The 20,899-nt window shown below is 72.2% G+C and carries 20 protein-coding genes; 9 read left to right on the top strand and 11 right to left on the bottom strand.

Features of this window, described 5'->3' with window-relative positions; translation table 11 throughout:
- Together JM949_RS20170 and JM949_RS20165 are read right to left on the bottom strand one after the other, a co-directional pair.
- Positions 1-377 (bottom strand): dynamin family protein (locus tag JM949_RS20170; protein ID WP_203149953.1); only part of this gene is annotated, 377 nt, incomplete at its 3' end.
- Between the two features lie 115 nt (positions 378-492).
- Entirely contained in the window at positions 493-1,380 is an 888-nt protein-coding gene (locus JM949_RS20165) for an IniB N-terminal domain-containing protein (RefSeq protein WP_203149952.1), read from the bottom strand.
- A 290-nt stretch (positions 1,381-1,670) separates the two neighbouring features.
- On the opposite strand from JM949_RS20165, the gene JM949_RS20160 reads away from it, so the two are divergent.
- From JM949_RS20160 to JM949_RS20140, 5 genes are all read left to right on the top strand, one after another.
- A complete protein-coding gene (locus JM949_RS20160) occupies positions 1,671-2,936 on the top strand; it encodes an Hsp70 family protein (RefSeq protein WP_203149951.1) in 1,266 nt (421 codons plus the stop codon).
- A 5-nt stretch (positions 2,937-2,941) separates the two neighbouring features.
- Positions 2,942-3,916, top strand: a complete 975-nt coding sequence (locus JM949_RS20155; RefSeq protein ID WP_203149950.1) for a hypothetical protein — start codon at positions 2,942-2,944, stop codon at positions 3,914-3,916.
- Positions 3,913-5,136, top strand: a complete 1,224-nt coding sequence (locus JM949_RS20150; RefSeq protein ID WP_203149949.1) for a glycosyltransferase 87 family protein — start codon at positions 3,913-3,915, stop codon at positions 5,134-5,136. Before JM949_RS20155 ends, JM949_RS20150 begins: the two co-directional genes overlap by 4 nt.
- 59 nt (positions 5,137-5,195) lie before the next feature.
- Positions 5,196-5,645, top strand: coding sequence for a ribonuclease domain-containing protein (locus tag JM949_RS20145; RefSeq protein WP_309232244.1), 450 nt, complete (start codon positions 5,196-5,198; stop codon positions 5,643-5,645).
- A gap of 85 nt (positions 5,646-5,730) precedes the next feature.
- Positions 5,731-6,096 (top strand): barstar family protein, encoded by a 366-nt coding sequence (locus JM949_RS20140; RefSeq protein WP_203149948.1) that lies wholly within the window; start codon positions 5,731-5,733, stop codon positions 6,094-6,096.
- A gap of 29 nt (positions 6,097-6,125) precedes the next feature.
- Here the strand turns inward: JM949_RS20140 and JM949_RS39845 are convergent, their stop codons facing one another.
- From JM949_RS39845 to JM949_RS20100, 9 genes are all read right to left on the bottom strand, one after another.
- Positions 6,126-6,248 carry a BBE domain-containing protein gene (locus JM949_RS39845; protein WP_407664790.1) on the bottom strand — a complete coding sequence of 41 codons (123 nt, stop codon included), beginning with the start codon at positions 6,246-6,248 and terminating at the stop codon, positions 6,126-6,128.
- A gap of 933 nt (positions 6,249-7,181) precedes the next feature.
- Positions 7,182-7,907: an HD domain-containing protein gene (locus tag JM949_RS20130; RefSeq protein ID WP_203149946.1), complete on the bottom strand. Its 726-nt coding sequence runs from the start codon at positions 7,905-7,907 to the stop codon at positions 7,182-7,184.
- 83 nt (positions 7,908-7,990) lie between these two features.
- Positions 7,991-9,346: a pectate lyase family protein gene (locus JM949_RS20125; RefSeq protein WP_203149945.1), complete on the bottom strand. Its 1,356-nt coding sequence runs from the start codon at positions 9,344-9,346 to the stop codon at positions 7,991-7,993.
- A 41-nt stretch (positions 9,347-9,387) separates the two neighbouring features.
- Complete coding sequence (locus JM949_RS20120) at positions 9,388-10,557, bottom strand: Gfo/Idh/MocA family protein (RefSeq protein ID WP_203149944.1); 1,170 nt, start codon at positions 10,555-10,557, stop codon at positions 9,388-9,390.
- A 63-nt stretch (positions 10,558-10,620) separates the two neighbouring features.
- Positions 10,621-11,451: a mannitol dehydrogenase family protein gene (locus tag JM949_RS37420; RefSeq protein WP_309232243.1), complete on the bottom strand. Its 831-nt coding sequence runs from the start codon at positions 11,449-11,451 to the stop codon at positions 10,621-10,623.
- Positions 11,352-12,113 (bottom strand): mannitol dehydrogenase family protein, encoded by a 762-nt coding sequence (locus JM949_RS37415; RefSeq protein WP_238433533.1) that lies wholly within the window; start codon positions 12,111-12,113, stop codon positions 11,352-11,354. The genes JM949_RS37420 and JM949_RS37415 overlap by 100 nt, the downstream gene beginning before the upstream one ends.
- Positions 12,104-13,408, bottom strand: a complete 1,305-nt coding sequence (locus tag JM949_RS20110; protein ID WP_203149943.1) for an enolase C-terminal domain-like protein — start codon at positions 13,406-13,408, stop codon at positions 12,104-12,106. Before JM949_RS20110 ends, JM949_RS37415 begins: the two co-directional genes overlap by 10 nt.
- A complete protein-coding gene (uxaC, locus tag JM949_RS20105) occupies positions 13,405-14,838 on the bottom strand; it encodes a glucuronate isomerase (protein ID WP_203149942.1) in 1,434 nt (477 codons plus the stop codon). Before uxaC ends, JM949_RS20110 begins: the two co-directional genes overlap by 4 nt.
- A gap of 25 nt (positions 14,839-14,863) precedes the next feature.
- Positions 14,864-16,192 carry a Gfo/Idh/MocA family protein gene (locus JM949_RS20100; RefSeq protein ID WP_203149941.1) on the bottom strand — a complete coding sequence of 443 codons (1,329 nt, stop codon included), beginning with the start codon at positions 16,190-16,192 and terminating at the stop codon, positions 14,864-14,866.
- Between the two features lie 235 nt (positions 16,193-16,427).
- Between JM949_RS20100 and JM949_RS20095 the strand changes: the two genes are divergently transcribed.
- From JM949_RS20095 to JM949_RS20080, 4 genes are all read left to right on the top strand, one after another.
- Positions 16,428-17,558 carry a LacI family DNA-binding transcriptional regulator gene (locus tag JM949_RS20095; RefSeq protein WP_203149940.1) on the top strand — a complete coding sequence of 377 codons (1,131 nt, stop codon included), beginning with the start codon at positions 16,428-16,430 and terminating at the stop codon, positions 17,556-17,558.
- A 19-nt stretch (positions 17,559-17,577) separates the two neighbouring features.
- Positions 17,578-18,927, top strand: coding sequence for an ABC transporter substrate-binding protein (locus JM949_RS20090; RefSeq protein ID WP_203149939.1), 1,350 nt, complete (start codon positions 17,578-17,580; stop codon positions 18,925-18,927).
- Positions 18,928-18,955: 28 nt separating this feature from the next.
- Entirely contained in the window at positions 18,956-19,939 is a 984-nt protein-coding gene (locus JM949_RS20085; RefSeq protein WP_203149938.1) for a carbohydrate ABC transporter permease, read from the top strand.
- Positions 19,939-20,899: carbohydrate ABC transporter permease (locus tag JM949_RS20080; RefSeq protein ID WP_238433531.1), on the top strand; the 961-nt coding region annotated here is incomplete at its 3' end. The genes JM949_RS20085 and JM949_RS20080, both read left to right, overlap by 1 nt.

Raw genomic sequence — 20,899 nt, 5'->3', positions numbered from 1 at the left:
ATGCCGGCCACGCCCGCCGCGACCTCGTTGAGGGCCACCGGGGTCCGTTCGACGGTCACCGCGGCGGCGGTGCCGGCGGGGCGGCCCGGCGCTGGTGGCGGCGCCTGCGCAACCGCCGCGGAGGGCACCTTGGCGTGCCGCACCACGGTCGGTAGGACAGTGGTGCGACCGTCGCCGACCGGGCAGGCCGGAGCGTTGATGATCGCGTTGATCAGCTGGCTCTTACCCTGGTTCGGCTCGCCGATGACCAGGACGCGGAGCGTCGGGTCCAGCAGCTGGGCACGCTTCTGCCGCACCGTCTGGAGCAGGTCACCGCGACCGTGCGCACTGCACGTACGGGCGATCTCGTCCAGCACGTCCAACCAGATCCCGGCCATCACCGCACCAAGTGTGCGGATTTCGGCTCAATTATCAAGAGGAGCCGTAGGTGGAACCGGGAAGGGCCGGATCGCCCGAGGCGATCCGGCCCTTCGCTCCGACCGGAAATCCGGGTCAGAGCAGACCCCCGGTGATGCCCAGCAACCCGTGGTCGGACGTGGCGTGCGAGTCGTCGCCCAGCACGCCGTCGGTGACACCGCCGGTCACGTCGCCGACCGTGCCGGTGACGCCGGGGAGGAGACCGTCCACCTGGTGCGTGACACCGCCCACCGCGGACGGCACGTCGAGCGGCGGGACCACGCCGCCCACCAGGCCGTCGCCGTGGCCCAGGCCAAGCCCGCCCAGGGTGTCGTTGAGGCCGAGGGAGTCCACCACCCCGCCGACGTGACCGGTGGTGCCGGGAAGGACACCATCGGTCAGGCCGCCGCCGAGCAGGCCGGAGCCGGTGCCGTCGAGCACCCCGGTCGGGTCGCCGACGGTGCCGGTGACGTCACCGACGATCGGGTCCGCGATCGCGTCCACCGGCTGCACCACGTCGGCGTCGAGGGTGTGCGCCACGTCGGAGACCCCGGCCAGGTCGGTGTCGAGCCCCTGCGGGCCGATGCCCAGACCGATGCCCGGCAGCACGGTGACACCGGCGGCGGCGGTCGACGGGTCGACCGCGATGGCGCCGAGCACACCGGCCTTGACGTCCACGCCGGTGGGCGAGCTGGTGATGCTGATCTGCTGCGCCACGCTCTGCAACTGACCCACCACATCGGTGCTGTCGGTGAGCAGCGGGTCCAGCCCGAGCTGGCCGACCGGCGAGGCCAACGGCGCGATACCCGCGCCCGGCGCGTAGTCGACGACCAGCGGGACGACGTCCTGCACGTCCGCCGCCGTGATGTCGGTGAGCCCCGCACCCCGCAGCGCGCCCTCGGGGTCGAGGTCGAAGGCCGACCGCGCGTCCGGGTTGGTCAGCAGGTCGAGCACGAAGTCGTGGAGGGTCTGGTGCGAGTCCATGTGCCGGTTTCTCCTCGGTGTGGCGGATGTCGTACGTCGACACTGACGCTATTGCCGGGGCCCGCCCCGGGCATCGGGGTTCGACCCGCATCCGGGTCGGTTGAACTAGGGGCTGGACCACCTCGTACGTTAGGGGGACAGGGGGAAACCGTCCCGCCGAGATTAGGGTCCCGACCAGGGTCTGATCTCTGGTACGAACGTAGGAGCCCGCGGGTTTCGCCGGGGGTGGGTCGTCGGGCAACCGACGCCATCGCCACCGATCGGCCAACTCACGGGGAGAGACAGAGACGATGCCGTACGTCCTGGGGATAGACATCGGAAGCACCAACACGGCCGCCGCCGTGGCGCGGCGGCGCGGCGCGACCTGGACCCGTCCCGAGGCCGTCGCGCTGAGCGCCGGCGCACCTCTGGTGCCCTCCACGTTGTGCCTGGCGGAGGACGGCGCGCTGCACGTCGGCGAGCCCGCCACCGACGACGGCAGCCGCATCACCAGGGACTTCGTCCACCGGATCGGCGACGACGTGCCCGTGCTGCTCGGCGGCGAGCCGTGCGCGCCCCAGACGCTCACCGCCGAGCTGGCGGCGTGGGTGGTGGAACGGGTGCACGCCCTGGAGGGTGAAGCGGCCGAGGCCATCGTGCTCAGTCACCCGGCGGGGTGGCGCCCCTACCGGCGCGACGTGCTGCACCGGGCGCTGGCCGACCTCGGCCTACGCCACGTCACGCTGCTGCCCCGTACGGTGACGGTGGCCGAGAGCCACGCCGCGCGCGGCTTCGCTGGCGACACGGCAGTGGTCTACGCCCTCGGGGGCAACAGCTTCGAGGCGGCTCTGGTGCGGCGCACCCCACGCGGCACGTACGAGACGTTCGGCACCCCGCAGGGCCTCGACTCGATCGGCGGCGCCGACTTCGACGAGGCGTTGGCCGAGCACGCCCGTACCGTGCTGGCCAAGGAGTTGGCCACGATCGCGCGGCGCGGCACCCAGGCCGCGCTGCGCGGGCTGCGCGCGGAGTGCGACCGGGTCAAGCGGGTGCTGACCGTCGACCACACGGCCGACGTGGTGCTGGCGCTGCCGAGCGGCCCGGCGCGGATACCGGTGACCCGGGCGCAGTTCGAGGCCATGATCCGCCCGACCGTGCAGGCCACCGTCGACCTCCTGCTGCGGGCCGTGCGCAGTGCCGACCTGGCCCCGGCGCAGCTCGACGCCGTCCTGCTGACCGGCGGCTCCACCCGCGTCCCGCTGGTGACCGAGCTGATCAGCGCGGCCCTCCCGGTCCCCGTCGAGGTGGAGCCCGACTCCCAACTGACCGCCGCCACCGGGGCGGCGATGGCCGCCTGCCAGGTGGTGTCGCCACGCCCTCGTCCGCCGGCACCGGCCCGCGTCCCCGCCCCGGTCAGCGGGGCCGGGCGGGCCACCCCTGCGACGTCCCGCCGCCCCCATCACGGCACCACCGTGCCGGGTGATCCGCCACCGCGGCCCCCGGTCCGGGTCCTCCCACTGGAACTGCCGAAGCCGCCCCGCCTGGCACTGACCCGCAGCCGGGGACGCGAAGGATGACCCCAATGATCATGAATGACCTCGCCGGCTCGCGGCTGACGCTGGACAGGGGGCTACAGGCCCTGCTGGACACGGTCGCGCAGGACCCGACCGGCCCACTCACCGTCGGCATAGCCGGCCCCGGCGGCCACGGCAAGACCACGCTGCTCGCCGAGCTGGAGCGGGTCCACCGGCAGGCCGGGGTCAGCGTCCGCACCACCGCTCCGCAGCCGGGCGAACCGGTCGAGGACGACACGCTGGTGCTCGTCGACGACGCGCACCTGCTCGACGACGCCCGGGTCGGGGTGCTGCTGCGCCTGGTCGGCACCCGTCGACACCGGCTGGTCGTCGCGCACCGCCCGTGGCCACGCTCGGCGGCGCTCAGTGAGCTGGTCGACGCGCTCCGGCGCGACGGGCAGGCGGTGCTGCTCACGCCGTTCACCCGGGAGCAGACCGCCGAATACCTCGCCGCCCGGCCCGAGCTGGGGCGCGGCAACGACCTTGTCGACTTCGTGCACACGCAGAGCGCCGGCGTGCCCCGGGACGTCGAACGACTGACCCGTGGCCTGGCCGGTGCCGAGGCCCGGACCGGCACCCTGGTCAACCCACCCCGGTCCGTCATCCTCGAGTTCGGGTCGGACCTGGACGTCGAACCCGCCCCGGTGCGACGGCTGCTGCTCGCCGTCGCGGCGGGCGGGGCGCTGCCGGTGAGCATGCTCGGCGCGCTGCTGGGCACCGACCCGGCCGGGGTGGACGAAGTGATCGCCACGACCAGGGCGGCCGGGCTGCTCGGTGCCGACGGCCGGCTCGCGCCGATCGTCCGGCGGGCCGTCACGACGCTCAGCCCGACCACCGACCGGACGGCGGTCTGGCGCCGGCTCACCGAGTCGCAGCTCGCCCGGGGCGGCGCGGTGCTGCCGCTGGTCCGCTCCCTGCTCGCGGTCGGCGCGCTGTGCCTGTGCCGAGCGCCCGCGCCCGTCGACGCGCCGGTGCTCCGATGAGCCCGAGCCGGCGGCAGGTGGTGACGGTGCTCGGGTTGGCCGCCGCGCTCGCGGTGACCATCGCGCTGCTACCCGGGCACCGGGGTTGGTTCGACGTCGGTGTCTACCACGGCGCGGTCGGGCACTGGGCGCGCGGTGGCGACCTGTACGGGTGGACCACCCACAACGGTTACGGCTTCACCTACCCGCCGTTCGCGGCGGTGAGCATGCTGCCGATGGCGGCGCTGCAGTGGTATCCGACGATCGTGGCGAACCTGCTGCTCACCGTGTTGGCGGTGGCGTTCCTGCTGCGGCTGCTGGTGGACCCGGTGGCCCGGCGGCACGGCTGGACCCGCTGGTACGCGCTGGCGCTGACCTGTTGCCTGCTGGCCGGGCTCAACCCGGTCCGGGACACGGTGAGCTTCGGGCAGGTCAACCTGCTGCTGGTGGCGCTGGTCTATCTGGACCTGTGGTTGCTGGAGCGGGGCAGCCGGCTGGCCGGTGTCGGCGTCGGGCTGGCCGCCGCGGTGAAGCTCACCCCGGCGGTGTTCGTCGGGTACCTGCTGGTCACCGGGCGGTGGCGGGCCGCCGCCACGGCCGTCGGCAGCGCCGCCGGCGCGACCGTCCTCGCGGTGGCGCTCGCCCCGGACGCCAGCCGGACGTTCTTCACCGAGGCGCTGTGGGACACCGACCGGGTCGGCCGGTTGGAGTACGTGTCGAACCAGTCCCTGCTCGGCATGGTCGCCCGGCTGGACCCGGTGCACCCGGACCGGCGGCTGTGGCTGCTGCTGGTCGCCGCCGCGCTGGCGGTGTGGACGGTGCGGGTGCGCCGGGCCGTGCGCGTCGGCGACGAACGGGCCGGTTTCGCGCTGACCGGCGTCGTCGCGTGCCTGGTCAGTCCGGTCACCTGGGTGCACCACCTGGTGTGGTTGGTGCCGGCGCTGGTGGTGCTCGTCGCGTCCACGCTGCCGTGGCCGCCGACGGACCGGGCGGCGATCCGCCGGGTCTACGCCGGGGCGCTCGGGTACCTGGTGCTGTGCAGCGGGTTGGTCTGGGTGTTCAGCAACGGCTGGGCCGGGCCGGTGGGATTCGTCGGCGCGAACGCCTACCTGTGGGCGAGCGTCGGGATGCTCGTGCTGCTGCCGGTCGGGCGGCCCGGGGGAGCGGATCATCCGGGGTTAACCGAGCATTGTGGAGCAGTTGAGGTGCCGAGGGGTGTCGCCACCGACCCGCAGCGGTGAGACTGGGTCCGATCCGACAACGATTCGGATCGATGGATTGGACGGTCTGGAGGCAACCTGTGTCCACCCTCGTGTCCCCGCTGGCCACGCTCGGCGCGATCCGCCGGCATACCACCACCCTCACCCTGCTCTTCGCCATGGTCGCCGCGGCGCTGGTCGGCCCGTCCGTGGTGGCCCCCCGGTTGACCGACTCCGCGTCGGCGGCGGTCTACGGCTCGTGCACCGTCAGCCGCTGTGCCGACGCGCGCACCGCCCGCTCGGGATGGTCCGCCAAGGGCTTCCCGACCAGCCGCGGGTGGTATTCCTGGAGCGGCGGCCTGGCCAACTTCGCCGGCGGCCGGTTCTACAACTACGAGGGTCAACTGCCCGCCAACGCCACCTACTACGAGTACGACGTCTACCCGCGCACCCAGGGCGCGGCCCGCGACGCGTACCGGATCGTGGTGAACCGCAGCACCGGGGTCACCTGGTTCTCGCCCAACCACTACACCGACTTCTACCGGCTCTGACCGACCCGTGGGCCGGCCGGTCACGGCCGGCGGCCCCCGTCGTCGTCCCGTCAGAATTCGTTCCGGTTTGATCAGGAGGCACGTGATGGTCGATGAGGACGCGGGTCGGACGCCCGATTGGCTGATCGTCCGCCGGGACGACGCCCTCGACCTGCCCGGCGCGGTGGTGCTGACCGGAGCGGACACCCGGACCAGGGCCGGGCTGTTCGCCGCGCTCGCCGCGGCGCTCGCCCTGCCGGCGTACCTGGGGGAGACCTGGGACGCCCTCTCCGACGTGCTCCGGGACCGGCTCGACACCGGCCCGCTCACGGTGCTGGTCACCGACGCCGGCCAGCTGCTCGTCGACGAGCCGAGCGGGCAGTACGCCCTGCTGCTCGCCGTGCTCGGCAACCTCGCCACCAGCGCCCCGCACCCGCTGCGCGTCGTCCTCAGCGAGGCCGCACCCTGCTGACCGCCGCCCAGCCCCGCCGGTCGTCCGGGTCAGTGCGTCGCGGGCGGGACGCTCTGCTCGTACTGGAAGACGTTGTGCGGGTCGTACTTCGCCTTGATCTTGCGCAGCCGGGGGAAGTTGCGCCCCCAGTAGGCGGTCTCCCACTCGGCCATGCCGATGTTCGGCACGTTGACGTAGGCTCCGTCCACGTAGGGCCGCAGCGCCTGACTGAACTCGGCGATCCAGGTCTGGGCGATCGGGGTGACGGCGTCGTCGCTGTCGGGTTCGCCGCGGGTGCCCCAGCCGACGCCGGGCTCGGAGTAGAAGAGCGCGTCGCGGTGCGGGAAGGCCCGCCACCAAACGGCTCCTGCCGTTGCGCCCCGCGGCCGAAGGCCTGGGTGAAGAAGTTGCTGTCGGGCGAAGGGGAGTCTTCCATGAACTCGCGGATCACACTGATCGCCTTCGTCGGGAACGGCTCGCGGGTGAACTGGGAGAAGAACTTCCAGTTGGCGGGCTCGTCCGCGGTCGGGATCTGGAAGCCGGCGTAGACGTCGCCCCAGCCGCCGATCTGCGCCGTGACCGTGGGGTTGCCGATCGACAGGATCGGCGCCAACAACCTCCTCGCCGCTGCCTCGGACCCGTCCGCGAGCACCGCGAACAGCAGGATCTCGGTCGGGTGGACCTCGACCTGGGTGCCGAGGCGGGGGTCGGTGAAGGGCGCGACGCGCTGCCAGGTGTCGAAGACCTCGTGCAGGTCGCCGAGGCCGGGCCAGCTCACCTGCAGGTAGGCGACGCTGGTGAGCGGGGCGACCTGGTAGGTCAGGGAGGTGACGATTCCGAAGTTGCCGTTGCCCGCTCCGCGCAGCGCCCAGAGCAGGTCCGCGTGGTTCCATGGGTCCACCTCGAGCACCTTCGCCCCGTCGGCGCCCGCCGCCACGACGATCTCCGCGCCGATCAGGTTGTCGCAGGCCATCCCGAGGTAGCGGGTGAGGAAGCCGAAGCCGCCGCCGAGGGTAGCCCCGGACAGGCCGACGGTGCCCTCCGTGCCGGTCGTCGCGCAGATCTGAGAACTTGTCGCGGAACCCGGTCGAGTGACGCGACCCCGGTCAGTTCGGGGCGGGCTGGTCCAGGATGGCGCTGAACCGCTCCTCGGCGAGGTCCAGCTGGCCGAAGATGTGCCGCTTCACCGCCGGTGACAGCGGAGTGTCCGGCCGGCCGATCAGGTCCCGGAAGAGCGGCACCAGCGGCCGGTACTTCCGGGCCGACGAGACGACCTTCGGCCCGACCGTGTGGATCACACCCACCCCGTTGTCGGTGAAGTCCGACACCTTGATCACCCGGGCCCAGGGCTCCCGGTCCAGGCTGACCGCCAGGTGCTCCCGGTACTGCGTGTTGCGGTCCCGTTCCGGGTCGTACACCGGGTTGGTGACGGCGGCGACCAGAGCGGCCACCCGCGGCCCGAACCGCGCGGCCAGCGTCGCCAGCGCGGCAGCGGTCTGGTCGGTGCCGGCGTCGCCGTCGGCCAGCTCCGCCGGGTGGTCCTCGACGGCGTCGTGCAGCAGGCCGGCGACGATCACGTCCACGTCGCGCACCTGGTAGTGGTGCATCAACCGGATCGCCACCCGCAGCAGGTGGTTGAGGTACGGCTCGCGGACGCGTCGATCGTCGCGGTGCAGCTCGGCGGCGAGGTCGAGCGCGGCGGTCAACCGCGCCCGAGCGTCCTGGTCGAACTGCTGGACCTCCAGCCGGAAACGTTCCAGCAGGCCCGGCTCACCGTGGATCTCGGTGATCGCGTGCATCGGCATGCTGCCCAGGTGCGGCGGGAAGTCCATGCGTCACTTATAGCCGATCTTCCCCAGATCGATGAGCCCGAACGTCGCGGACCCGACGACGAGATCCCGCGCGGGCTGGTTGGTCAGGTTGGCAGCCGACCGGCGCCGGCGAGCGGGCCCACCAGGAGGGGGACCAGCGGCGCCGGTAGCACAGGGCCGTGGCGCAGGGTGGGCGTCCAGCCCGCGTCCGCCCCGAGATCCGGGTCGTGAATCGCGTTGTACGCCGCCAACAGGTCGACCGGTCGGGCCGGGCCGCCGCCCTGTCGTACCCAGGAGCCCCGCTCGGTCAGCGCGGTGCCGCCCCAGTCGTAGAGCAGGTCGGCCGGGTCGACCGACGGGTCCACTGTGAAGAAGTTGTTCTCGGCGTGGATCGCCGACTGGACGCCGACGCCGAGCGCGTACTGGAAGCCGTCGCCACCGAGGCGGTAGTGGTTGTTGTAGACGTCGACCTGCCCGAAGCGCACCCGGGGCAGCCGTTGCAGGACACCGTCGAAGAGGTTGTGGTGCAGCGTGACCCTCAGCCGGCCCACGTCCGGACCGACGGTGTTGGACGAGCCGATCAGCAGCAGCTTGTCCCGGCCGGTGAAACGGTTCCACGACGCGGTGACCAGGCTGGCGGTGTGCGTGACGTCCAGCGACCCGTCGTGCACCTGGTACGGCCGACCGAAGTAGGTCGGTTGGGCGCTGTCCGGGTTGTCGCCGTCGGTGAACGTGTTGTGGTCGACCCAGACGTTCTCGCTGCGGCGTACCGAGATCTGGTCGTACTGGCTGTTCCAGTTGCCGGCCTCGCCGTCGGTCGGTGACCAGGCGGGGAAGCAGTCCCGGGCGTCGACGAGGGTCAGATTGCGGACGATGACGTTGGACGCCCGGTCGATCATGAGGGTGAGCCCGGTCAGTCGAGCGCCACGCAGCCCGACGATCGTGGTGTTCGGCCCGACGTTGATCTGGGTCTGCCGGGTCTGGTTGGTCACCGAGCGCACCCGAGCCTCCTCCAGCGGCCCGCTCGGAGGCACCCGTCCCCACACCGCCGGGTCGTACGCGGCCAGGTAGGCGTCCAACCGGTAGGCCGGGTCGGCCAGCTCGGCGCAGCTCAGCGGCGTGCCGTCGGGCCCTTCGAAGCCGTCGATGGCACCGTCGACGTAGATGAGCTTCGGTGTGGCGTCGGTGGAGTTGCCGGCGTTGTCGCCACCCAGCGCGGCGACCAGCTCGGCCCGGTTGCGCACCACCCGGGTCCGCTCGGGGGCGGCCGTCGAACCGCCGGTGGTGCCAGCACCGTCGGCCGCCCAGCCGTCCCGCTCGGGCAGGATCTGCCGGCCGAGCTGGCGGGCCGTCCAGGAGAGCCGATCGGCGGAGAGCGGGTCGGGGCGGGCGGCGGCGACGGCCGGGGCGGCGCCGAGCAGCAGGGCGAGCACCGTGGCGCCGGCGAGGGTTGTGCGCATGACTGGCTCCGTTCGGGGGATGGTGCGGGTTGGTTGTCCGGCTATCCCGGCAGCTCGGCGCGGTACGCGGCGACCGCCCACGGCACCGCCAGTTCGCTCGGCAGGGCCCCCCGCTCGGCCGCCCGGCGCAGCACGTCGACGACGCCCCGGAGGTGGCGGACCCGTTCCCCGCCGTCGCCGACGGTGCTCACCAGATCGCCGTCGAGCAGTCGGGGCTCCGGCGCGGGTCGCAGCGCGTCCAGCAGCGCGGTGAACGGCGCGGTCCGGGCCAGCGGTGCGATCAGCGGCACGCCCGCCGGGTCGACCCGGTGGGCGAGCAGGTTCTCCAACAGGCCCAGCCGTCCCGGTACGCGGCGGGTCACCACGTCGCCGGGCAGCCGCAACCGGTCGGTCGGGTACTCCAGCACCGCCCGCCCCGTCGTACCGGTCACCACCACCTCGCCGGGCACGAACTCCTCGGCGGCCAGGGTCACCGCCACCAGCACCGGTGGGCCGGCGCGGAACAGGACCCGCAGCACCGCGGTGTCCTCCACCTCGATCGGCCGCACCCGGTAGCGCTCCACCTCGATCGAGACCGGCCAGGGGGTCGCCCCGCCGAGCGCCTCGGCGATCGCCAGGCACTGCATCACCGCGTGCGCGAGCGGGTTGGCCAACGCCCCGTCCAGCACCGGTATGCCGTGCAGGCTCCGTCGCCCGGCCCAGGGGGAGCGGGCGTAGTAGCTGTCCGGCCGCTGCCAGGCGGCGACGGTGGAGATGCCGGTGACGGTGCCCAGCCGGCCCGCGGCCAGCGCGTCGGTCAGCGCGGTGAGCGCCGCCGAGCCGAGCGCCTGGAAGCCGACCTGGGCCACCCGGCCGGCGGCGGCGAGGGCCCAGGCCATTTCCTCGTGCTCGGCCAGCGACAGCACCGGCGGCTTCTCCAGCAGCAGATCCGCACCGACGGCCAGGGCATCGCGGGCGATCGCCAGGTGGGTGTGCGGCGGCGTGCAGATCACCACCACCTCCGGCCGGGTGGCGGCGAGCATCGCCCGGTGGTCGGTGAACACCTCGACTCCGGGCGGCACCGGCGCGGCCGGGTCGTCCTCCACCGGGCGCACGTCGACCAGGGCGACCAGCCGCAACCGACCGGCGGCGTGCAGCGGCGCGATCACCCGCCGGTGCCAGCGGCCGTGCCCGTTCGCGCCGACCACCGCCACCCGTGGCGGCGACGTCACCGCGGTCACCGGGCACCGGCCGGTGTCCGCCCGCTCATCGGGCACCGGCCGGTGACGGCCGGCTCACCGGACACCGGCCAGGGTGGCCTCGACGCCGTGTCGCTCCAGCGCGCTCAACCAGGCGATCACGTCGGCGCGGACCTCCTCGTCCTCGGCCACCTCCACCGGGATGACCTCACGCAGCGCGAAGACCGCGTCGACCGCGCCGGTCGGCGTCTGCGGGCCGGCGTCGAGCGCGGCCCGGATCGGCCCGGCCAGCGGGTCCTGGAACGGCAACGCTCGGCCGTCGTCGGCGTACCCCAGCGCGAAGCGCAGCCAGGACGCCACGACCAGCGCGCCCCAGCGCGCGGACCGGCCGGCCGCGCGCAGGTCGGCGATGGTGTGCAGCACCCGCTGCGGCAGCTTCTGCGAGCCGTCCAACGCCACCTGGAGGGTGCGGTGCCGCATTGCCGCATTGCCGAACCGGGCGAGGACCTGTTCGCCGTAGTCGACCACCCGCACCCCGTCCGGCGGGGTGAAGCTGGCGGCGACGTCCTCGGCGATCAGGCGGCGCAGCACATCACGCAGGTGCGCGATCTCCAGCGCCTCGGCGATCGTCTCCCGACCGGCCAGCGCCCCCAGGTACGCGATGGCCGAGTGCACGCCGTTGAGGGTGCGCAGCTTCAACCGCTCCCACGGGCCGGCGTCGTCGGTGAGCACCGCCCCGGCGTGTTCCCAGCCCGGCCGGCCGCCGGGAAAGTCGTCCTCGATCACCCACTGCGCGTACGGTTCGGCGGCCACCGCGGCCAGGTCGGTCACGCCGAGCGCCCGGCGCGCCACCTCGATCGTCTCCGGGGTGCTGGCCGGCACGATCCGGTCCACCATGGTGCCCGGGCAGGTGACGTTGTCGGCCACCCAGTCGACCAGCCCGGCCGGCACCCGCCGGCCCGACCGACCGTCTGGTCGAGCATGCCGCGCAGTCGACGCCCGTTGGCCGGCAGGTTGTCGCAGCTGACCACTGCCACCGGACCGGCGTCCGCGGCGGCCCGGGCGGCCAGCCCGCGCAGCAGCAGCCCCGGCACGGTGCGCGGCGGCCCGCCGCCGGTCAGGTCCGCGGCGAGCGCCGCGTCCGGGGACAGGTCGCCGGTCACCGGGTCGAGCTGGTACGCCTTCTCGGTGATGGTCAGGGTCACCACGCGCACCGCCGGGTCGGCGAGCAGCGCCACCACGGCGTCCGGGTCGCGGGGAGCGTGCCGGACGCCGCTCAGGGCACCCACCACCCGGGTGGCGCTGCCGGCGGCGGAGAGCGTGCTGACGCTGAACAGGTTGTTTTGTGCGGCGAGCGCATCGACGATGGCGGTGCTGCGCGGGGCGACGCCGACGATGCCCCAGTCACCGCCGGCCGCGCCGACCGCCGCCTCGGTGTAGACGGCCTGGTGTGCCCGGTGGAACGCGCCCAGGCCCAGGTGCACGATTCCGGTCGGCACGGTGCCGGGCCGGATCAGCGGACGGGCGTCGGCGGGCAACCGGCGCAGCATGCCCAGGCCGAGCCGGGACGCGCCGACGGTCACCGCCATGCCGGACCGTCCGGGAAGCGGAACTCGGCGATCGACGCCGGCTTCATGGTGGCGCTGTAACCGGGTCGCTCGGGCAGCAGGTAACGGCCGTCGCGGGTGCGCACCGGATCGACGAAGTGCTCGTGCAGATGGTCGACGTACTCGATCATCCGACCGTCCAGGGCCGTGCCGACCCGCAGGTAGTCGAAGATCGCCAGGTGTTGGACGTACTCGCAGAGACCGACACCGCCGGCGTGCGGGCAGACCGGCACCCCGAACTTCGCCGCCAGCAGCAGCTCGGCGAGCACCTCGTTGACGCCGCCGACCCGGCACGCGTCGATCTGCATCACCCCGATCGCCTCGGCCTGCAACAACTGCTTGAAGATCACCCGGTTGGCGGCCACCTCACCGGTGGCGACCCGGCACCGGCCGCCGGTCAGCTCGGTCACCGCGCGGGCGATCCGGGCGTGCCCGAGGATGTCGTCGGCGTGCGTGGGCTCCTCGATCCAGTACGGGTCGACCTCGGCCAACGCGGTCATCGCGGCGATCGCCTCGTCGACGTCCCAGACCTGGTTGGCGTCCATCATCAGCAGCGCGTCGGGGCCGATCTCGGACCGGATGATCCGGGCCCGGCGCAGGTCGTCGTCGAGCGGGCCGCCGACCTTCATCTTCATCGCCCGCCAGCCGTCGTCGTACGCCTGCCGGGTCAACGCCCGCACCTTGTCGTCCGGGTAGCCGAGCCACCCGACCGAGGTGGTGTACGAGGCGAAACCACTCTGCTCGAGTTCCGCGAGCCGGCCATCCCCTCCGATCAAGCCCTTGTCGAGGATGGCCACCGCCTCGTCCGGGGTGAGCGCGTCGCGGATGTGCCGGAAGTCGACGCTGGCGACCAGCTCCTCGCTGGGCAGCTCGGCGAGGAAACGCCACATCGGCTTGCCGGCGAGGGTGGCCCGCAGGTCCCACACCGCGTTGACCAGCGCGCCGGTCGCCATGTGGATGACGCCCTTCTCCGGGCCCAGCCAGCGCAGCTGCACGTCGGCGCTGAGCGAGCGCCAGAACGTCACCGGCTCGGCCACGATCTCCTCGATCGTCCGACCCCGCACGTGGTGTGCCAACGCCCGGACGGCCGCGCAGGTGATCTCGTTGCCCCGGCCGTTGGTGAAGGTGAACCCCGCGCCGACCGGGCCGGCGTCGGTGCCCAACTCCACGTACGTCGCCGAGTAGTCGCCGCGGTTGATCGCGTCGGAGCCGTCGCCCCGGGCGGCGGTCGGGAACCGCACGTCGTGCACCTCGACCGAGGTGATGGTGACGCTCACTTGTCGCCGCCTCCGAAGTTGAAGACCCGCTTGGGCAGCCGGTACGCCAGGTCGACGATGGTCTCGGCGGCCTCGTCCATCGGCAGCCGGTGTTCGGCGACCAACCGGGCCAGGAAGCCGGCGTCCACCCGGCGGGCCACGTCGTGGCGGACCGGGATGGAGCAGAACGCCCGGGTGTCGTCGACGAACCCGGTGGTGTTGTAGAAGCCGGCGCTCTCGGTGACCGCCTCCCGGAACCGGCGCAGCACCTCCGGGGAGTCCAGGAACCACCAGGGCGCGCCGAGCAGCAGCGCCGCGTACCCGCCCGCGAGGGGCGCCAGCTCACGGGTGAAGGTGTCCTCGTCGAGGGTGTAGAGCACCACCTTCAGCCGGGGGTCGTTGCCGTAGCGCTCCAGCAGCGGGGCGAGCGCGTGCACGTACTCGGTGGCCTGCGGGACGTCGCCGCCGACGTCGCGGCCGTGCCGGGCGTGCAACCACCGGTTGTGGTTGCGCACCGCGCCGGGGTGCAGCTGCATCACCAGGCCGTCGTCGAGGGACATCCGGGCGAACTCCACGAGCATGTGCGCCCGGAACGCCTCCGCGTCGGCGGCGTCGGCCCCGCCGCGTCGACCCCTGTCGTACAGCCGCTCGGCCTCGGCCGCTGTGAGGTCCAGGGTGCGCGCGGTGGGATGGCCGTGGTCGGAGGAGGTCGCGCCGGCGGCGATGAACGCGGCCCGCCGGGCCCGCAGCGCGGCCAGATAACCGGCGTACGTGCCGGTGTCCTCGCCGGCCCGTTCGCCGAGCCGGTCCACGTTCGTCGACCAGCCCTCGAACTCCATGTCCACCACGTCGTCGGGGCGGAACGTGGTGACCACCCGGCCGCCCGGCCCGCCCCAGCCGTCGGCGGCGAGCTTGGCGTGCTGGCCGAGGTCGTCCAGGGGTGACTCGGTGGTGGCGAGGACCTCGATGCCGAACCGCTCGAACAGCGCCCGGGGCCGGAAGTCCGGCTCGGCGAGCCGGGCCGCGATCTCGTCGTAGAGCGGGTCGGCGGTGGCCGGGCCGAGCGGGGTGTGCACCCCGAACACGGTCCGGAAGGTCTGCTCCAGCCAGAGCCGCGACGGGGTGCCCCGGAACAGGTGCCAGTGCGCGGCGAAGCGCCGCCAGATCACCCGCCCGTCGGTCTCCACCGGGCTGCCGTCGCGGCTGGGCACCCCCAGCTCCGCCGGGGGTACGCCCTGGCTGAGCAGCATCCGGGTCAGGTAGTGGTCGGGCACGATGAGCAGCTGCGCCGGGTCCGGGAACGGGCGGTCCTCGGCGAGCAGGGCCGGGTCGACGTGGCCGTGCGGCGAGATGATGGGTTGCGCCGCCGCGAGGGCGTACAGCTCCCGGGCCAGCGCGCGCTGGCCGGGTTCGGCAGGCAGCAGAAGGTCGGTGTGGTCGAACGTCGGCACGGGGTGGGACTCCTCGTCTCCTGGGTCAGCGGGCGGTGAGCAGGTCGGCGACGTGGACGGGTTGACCGGTCTCGAAGGACCGGTTCGCGGCCAGGCCGGTGAGCAGGGCCAACGCGCCGTCGTCGGCGGTCGCGGCGCGGTCCAGCGGGTCGGGTTCCCCGCCGAGGAGCACTCCGGTCATCCGGGCGTCCGCGCCGCCGTGCCCGTGCCGGCTGCGGCCGGGCACCGGGATCTGCCGGGGCGGGGCCCAGAACGGGCGCACTGTGAGCGTCGCGCCACCGCCCTCGGCCGGCGCCTCGGTGCCGTGCAGGGCGGCGCCCTTGACCGCGCCGACGGTGCCCCGGTCGACGAAGTCGTTCTCGGTGACCTCCAGCTCCAGCCGGCCCCGGCTGCCGTTGACCATCACCCGGTAACCCTCCCAGGGGGCGTACGCGGTGAGGTGGTAGGTCATCGTCGCGCCGGTGGAGTAGCGGGCCAGCACCGCCATGTCGTCCTCGATGCTCACCCCGGGCGCGAAGACGTTGCGGTCGCGCTGGTAGCCGTCCTCGGCCTCGGCGTCGAGGTACAGCTCACGCAGTCGGGGGTGTGCGTCCAACCGGAGGGCGAACGGGTCGTCGGCGGCGGCGGGGGAGCCGTGCGCCCGGTCGTAGTCGCGGGCGTAGCCGTGCCGGCGGCCGTCGGCGCCGTAGAAGAAGAGCCGGCCGGCCGCGTAGACCTCGACGGGGGTGGCGGCCAGCCACCAGTTGACCAGGTCGAAGTGGTGGCTGGCCTTGTGCACCATCAGCCCGCCGGAGGTGGCTTTGTCGCGGTGCCAGCGGCGGAAGTAGTCGGCGCCGTGGCGGACGTCGAGCAGCCACTCGAAGTGCACCGAGCCGATCTCGCCGACCGCGCCCTCGGCGAGCAGTCGGCGGACCTGTTCGTGCAGCGGGTTGTAGCGGTAGTTGAACGCGACAGTCACCCGCCCGCCGGTCTCGGCCACCGTGTCCAGGATCCGTCGGCACCGTGGCACGTCCACTGTCATCGGTTTCTCGGTGACGACCTCCCGGCCGGCGCGCAGCGCGGCCACCACGTACTCGTCGTGGGTGACGTCCACGCTGGTGACCAGGACGACGTCGACGCGCTCGGAGTCCAGCATGGCGGTGAAGTCGCCGGCCGGGTAGGTGGGCACCGGGCGGTGACCCAGCTCGACCAGCCAGCGGTTGTGCGCGTCCATCCGGGCCTGGTTGACATCGGCGAAGGCGACCAGCTCGGTGGTGTCGGCGTGGTCGAGCACCAGCGCCCGGACGAACATCTCCGCCCGCGCCCCGGTGCCGACGACGGCGTACCGGGCCCGGCCGGCGGCTCTCGGTGCCATGCGGTCCCTCTCGTGATGCTGCAAAGGTTTGCAATGAAGTAATCACGATCGATCCGATCGCGTCAACGATGGCGGCGGTATCGGTGTTGTTTGTCAGCCTTTGTACGGCAACAAGTGACCGAGCGACATGCGGACGTAGCACGACTGCAACCATTCACCGTTGACAGTGGAGCAACCGTTTGCATTAATGGGCCACACCCGCGTGACCGCCACCACATCGGACGAAGGGGCCGCCGTGCCAGTCACCATCCGGGACGTCGCCCGGGCGTCCGGTGTGCACATCTCGACCGTGTCCCGCACCTTCTCCGCTCCGCACCTGGTCAACCCGGAGACCCGGGTACGGGTGCTGGCGTGCGCCGAGGATCTGGGCTATCGCCCGAACCGCGCCGCCCGCGCCCTGATCACCGGACGGACGCACAACATCGGGCTGATCATTGCGGACATCGCGAACCCGTTCTTCCCGCCGCTGATCAAGGCAGCGGAGAGTCAGGCCCGGCACCGCGACTACCACGTCTTCGTGGCCGACACCAACGAGGACCCGACCGCCGAGGAGGAGCTGGTCCACGCGCTGGCCAAACAGGTGGACGGGGTGCTGCTGTGCAGCCCTCGGATGAGCAACAGCCTGATCGAGCAGCTCAGCCGTGAGGTGCCACTGGTGGTGGTGAACCGCCAGGTGGCCGGTCTGCCCTGCGTGCTGATGGACGTCGGGCAGGGTGCCCGGACGGCCATCGAGCACCTGATCGGCCTGGGGCACCGCGGCATCGCCCTGCTCGGTGGCCCGCGCAGCTCGTGGACCAACCGGGAGATGCGCCGAGCCGCCAGCGCGGCCGCCCGATCCGGCGGCGCCGAGCTGACCGTGCTCGGCCCGAACGCGCCCACCGAGATCGGCGGCTCCGCCGTCGCCGAGCAGGTGCGGCGCAGCGGTGTCTCGGCCGTGCTCGCCTACAACGACCTGATGGCGATCGGCCTCATCGAGGGGCTGGACGCGCTCGGGGTCCGGGTGCCGCAGGAGGTGAGCGTCGTCGGGGTCGACGACATCACCCTGAGCCGGCTCACCCGCCCCAAACTGACGACGGTGGCCACGCCCACCGGGGCCGCCGGCCGGACGGCCGTCGACATGCTGCTGCAACAGGACATCGAGTCACCGCGCGGCGCGCGGGGGCCCGGTGCCGGCACGGCGCTCGGCATCCGTCGCACCACCGCACAGGTAATGCTCCAGACCGACCTGGTCATCCGCGACTCGACCGGCCCGGGCCCGCACGCCCGTCCGGCACGTCCCCTGGCCGCACCGCCCGGCCCGGACCCGCATTGCCCTGCGGGCCCGGGCGACCCGACCGTGGCCACCGGTGACGCCGTCGCCTCCTAATGCCGAGGAGTGAGCGCACATGCACCCCGCAACGCCCTTCACCACTGACGCGCCCGTCGGGCGCGCCCACCGTACCCCGCTGCCCCGGCGCCGCCTGCTGCGCGGCCTGCTCGCCGTGACGGTCGCCGCACCGTTGCTGTTCGGGGCCGCCGCGTGCGGCGACGACGACGGCGGCGCCGCCGACCCGAACGCCCCGGTGAAGCTCTCCATCTTCTGGTGGGGCGGCGACGCCCGGGCCAAGCTGACCGAGGACGCCCTCGCGCTCTACACCAAGAAACACCCGAACGTGACCTTCGAGAAGACCTGGCAGGCCAACCAGGGCTACTTCGACAAGCTGGCCACCCTCACCGCCGGCGGCAACCCGCCGGACCTGTTCCAGATCGACGACAACTACCTGGCCGAGTACGCGGCCCGCAACAGCACGCTCGACCTGACCTCGTACCAGAAGTCCGGAAAGCTGGACACCTCCAAGTTCCCCGAGAGCCTCTGGCAGTACGGCGTGGTCGACGGCAAACTCGCCGGCCTCGCCGCCGGGGAGAACACCCAGGGCCTGGTCTACAACAAGACGCTGCTGACCAAGCACAACCTGCCCGAGCCCACCACCGGAATGACCTGGGAGGAGCACATCGCCTGGGCCGAGCAGGTCACCGCCAAGACCAACGTGCCCGGCACCCAGGACCCGAGCGCCGACTACAAGGCCCTCTGGGTCTGGCTGCGGCAGCAGGGCAAGGACCTCTACCAGGGCAAGGAGCTGGGCTTCACCGCCGAGGATGTCACCAGGTGGTTCGACCTGTGGAGGGGCGCCCGGGACCGCAAGGCCACCCCGACCCCGGACGTCATCCACGAGGGCAACGCCACCGACATCACCAAGCAGTTGGTGGTCACCGGCAAAGCCGCGACCTCCTGGGTCTGGGCCAACCAGATGCCGGACCTGAAGAAGAACACCAAGGACGAGCTGGGCGTCATCGCGTACCCCGGTGATCCGAGCGCCCAGTGGGCGCGGGCCTCGATGTACTGGTCGGTGTTCAAGGGCAGCAAGAACAGGGACGTCGCGGTCGACGTGATCAACTTCCTGAACAACGACGTGGAGGCGGTCAAGCTACTCGGCACCGACCGTGGCCTGCCGTCCAACCTGGACCTGCGCCGCGTGGTCAGCGACGACACCACCGACCCGGCCATGAAGCAGTCCATCGCCGTCGAGGCGGAGCTGACCCAGAAGTTCGGCAAGTCGCCGCAGGTGCCGATCAAGGGGCACAGCAAGGTCAAGTCCGAGCTGATCAAGGCTGCCGAGAACGCCCAGTACGGCCGGGCCAGCAGCGCCGAGGCCGCGACCCAGTTCATCGAGGCGTGCAAGTCCGCCATCGCCTGACGCCGCGAGGCGAGGAGAGGAGCTGTTCGTGGCGTTGACCACGGCTCCCGACCCGACCCGACGCGGCCCCGGATCCGACCGGGCCCACGCTGAGCGGCGTGGGCCCGGACGCCTCCGGAACAGCGAAGGTCTGGCGGGGTACGTCTTCCTGTCGCCGTGGCTCATCGGCCTGATGGGTATCACGGCAATCCCCATGCTGCTGTCGCTCTATTTGAGCTTCACCAACTACGACATCCTCACCCCCTTCTCCGAGGTGGAGTGGGTGGGGCTGGCCAACTACCGGCGGATGTTCACCGCCGACCCGTCGTACTGGCACGCCGTGCGGGTGACGCTGACCTTCGCGCTGATCGCCGTACCGCTGAAGCTGGCCGCCGCCCTCGGGGTGGCGCTGCTGCTCAACCGCGCGTGGCGCGGCGTCGGGCTGTTCCGTGGGCTGTTCTACCTGCCGTCACTGCTCGGCGGCAGCGTCGCGCTGGCCATCGTGTGGGTCAACATGTTCAACCGCGACGGCGCGTTCAACTCGCTGCTGAGCCTCTTCGGCATCGAGGGCAGACCGTGGGTCAACGACCCGGACTGGGCCCTGGAAACGCTGATGGTGCTGGCCATCTGGCAGTTCGGCGCGCCAATGGTGATCTTCCTGGCCGGGCTCAAGCAGGTGCCCACCGAGCTGTACGAGGCCGCGTCGGTCGACGGGGCCGGGCGGTTCCGGCAGTTTCGCAACGTCACCCTGCCGATGCTCTCCCCGGTCATCTTCTTCAACCTGGTGCTGGAGACGATCAACGGCTTCCAGGGCTTCACCGCCGCGTTCGTGCTCAGCAACGGCACCGGCGGCCCGGTCGACTCCACCCTGATGTACACGCTGAACCTCTACATCACCGGCTTCACCGACCTGGAGATGGGCTACGCCTCGGCGATGGCCTGGGTGTTCCTGCTCGCCATCGCGGTGATCACCGCGATCTTCTTCAGCACCGGGCGGTTCTGGGTGCACTACTCCGACGGGGAGGACCGGTGATGGTGACGGTGACCCCGACGGCCGACGCGCCGACCGCAGCGCCGCCGCACGCGCGCCGGCGCACCGGCGGCCGGTCCGTGCTGCGGCTGCTGATCCTGGTGGTGATCGTGGCGGTGGTGCTCTACCCGCTGATCTGGATGGTCGGGACGTCGGTGAAGTCCCAGGAGGAGATTGTCAACAACATCGGGCTGCTGCCCGAGCGGTTCACCCCGGGCAACTACACCGCCGGGTGGTCCAACTTCGACGTCGGCTTCGGCCGGTTCTTCCTCAACAGCGCCATGGTCAGCCTGCTCACCGTGGTCGGCAACGGGCTCTCCTGCCTACTGGCCGCGTACGCCTTCGCCCGGCTGCGGTTCCGGCTGCGCGGCATGTGGTTCGCCGTCATGATCGGCACGTTGCTGCTGCCGTCGCACGTGCTGATCGTGCCGCAGTACATCCTGTTCCGGACGCTCGGGCTGGTCGGTGGGGAATGGCCCTACCTGCCGCTGCTCATTCCGCAGTTCCTCGCCACCGAGGCGTTCTTCGTCTTCCTGATGGTGCAGTTCATGCGCGGCGTGCCGCGCGAACTGGACGAGGCGGCCCGGATCGACGGGGCCGGCCCGTACGGCATCTTCCGGCACATCATCCTGCCGCTGAGCCGCCCCGCACTGGTCACCACGGCGATCTTCTCGTTCATCTGGACCTGGAACGACTTCTTCCGCCAGTTGGTCTTCCTGTCCCAACTGGAGGACTACACGGTGCCGGTGGCGTTGACCCTGTTCATCGACTCGACCAGCCAGAGCGCGGTCGGGCCGATGTTCGCCATGTCGGTGCTGTCGCTGCTGCCGGTCTTCCTGTTCTTCGTCGCGTTCCAGCGGATGCTCATCGACTCGACCAGCCAGAGCGCGGTCGGGCCGATGTTCGCCATGTCGGTGCTGTCGCTGCTGCCGGTCTTCCTGTTCTTCGTCGCGTTCCAGCGGA

The organism is Micromonospora tarensis, from assembly GCF_016803395.1.
Taxonomy (GTDB): domain Bacteria; phylum Actinomycetota; class Actinomycetes; order Mycobacteriales; family Micromonosporaceae; genus Micromonospora; species Micromonospora tarensis.
This window is presented reverse-complemented; position numbering and strand designations above follow the sequence as displayed.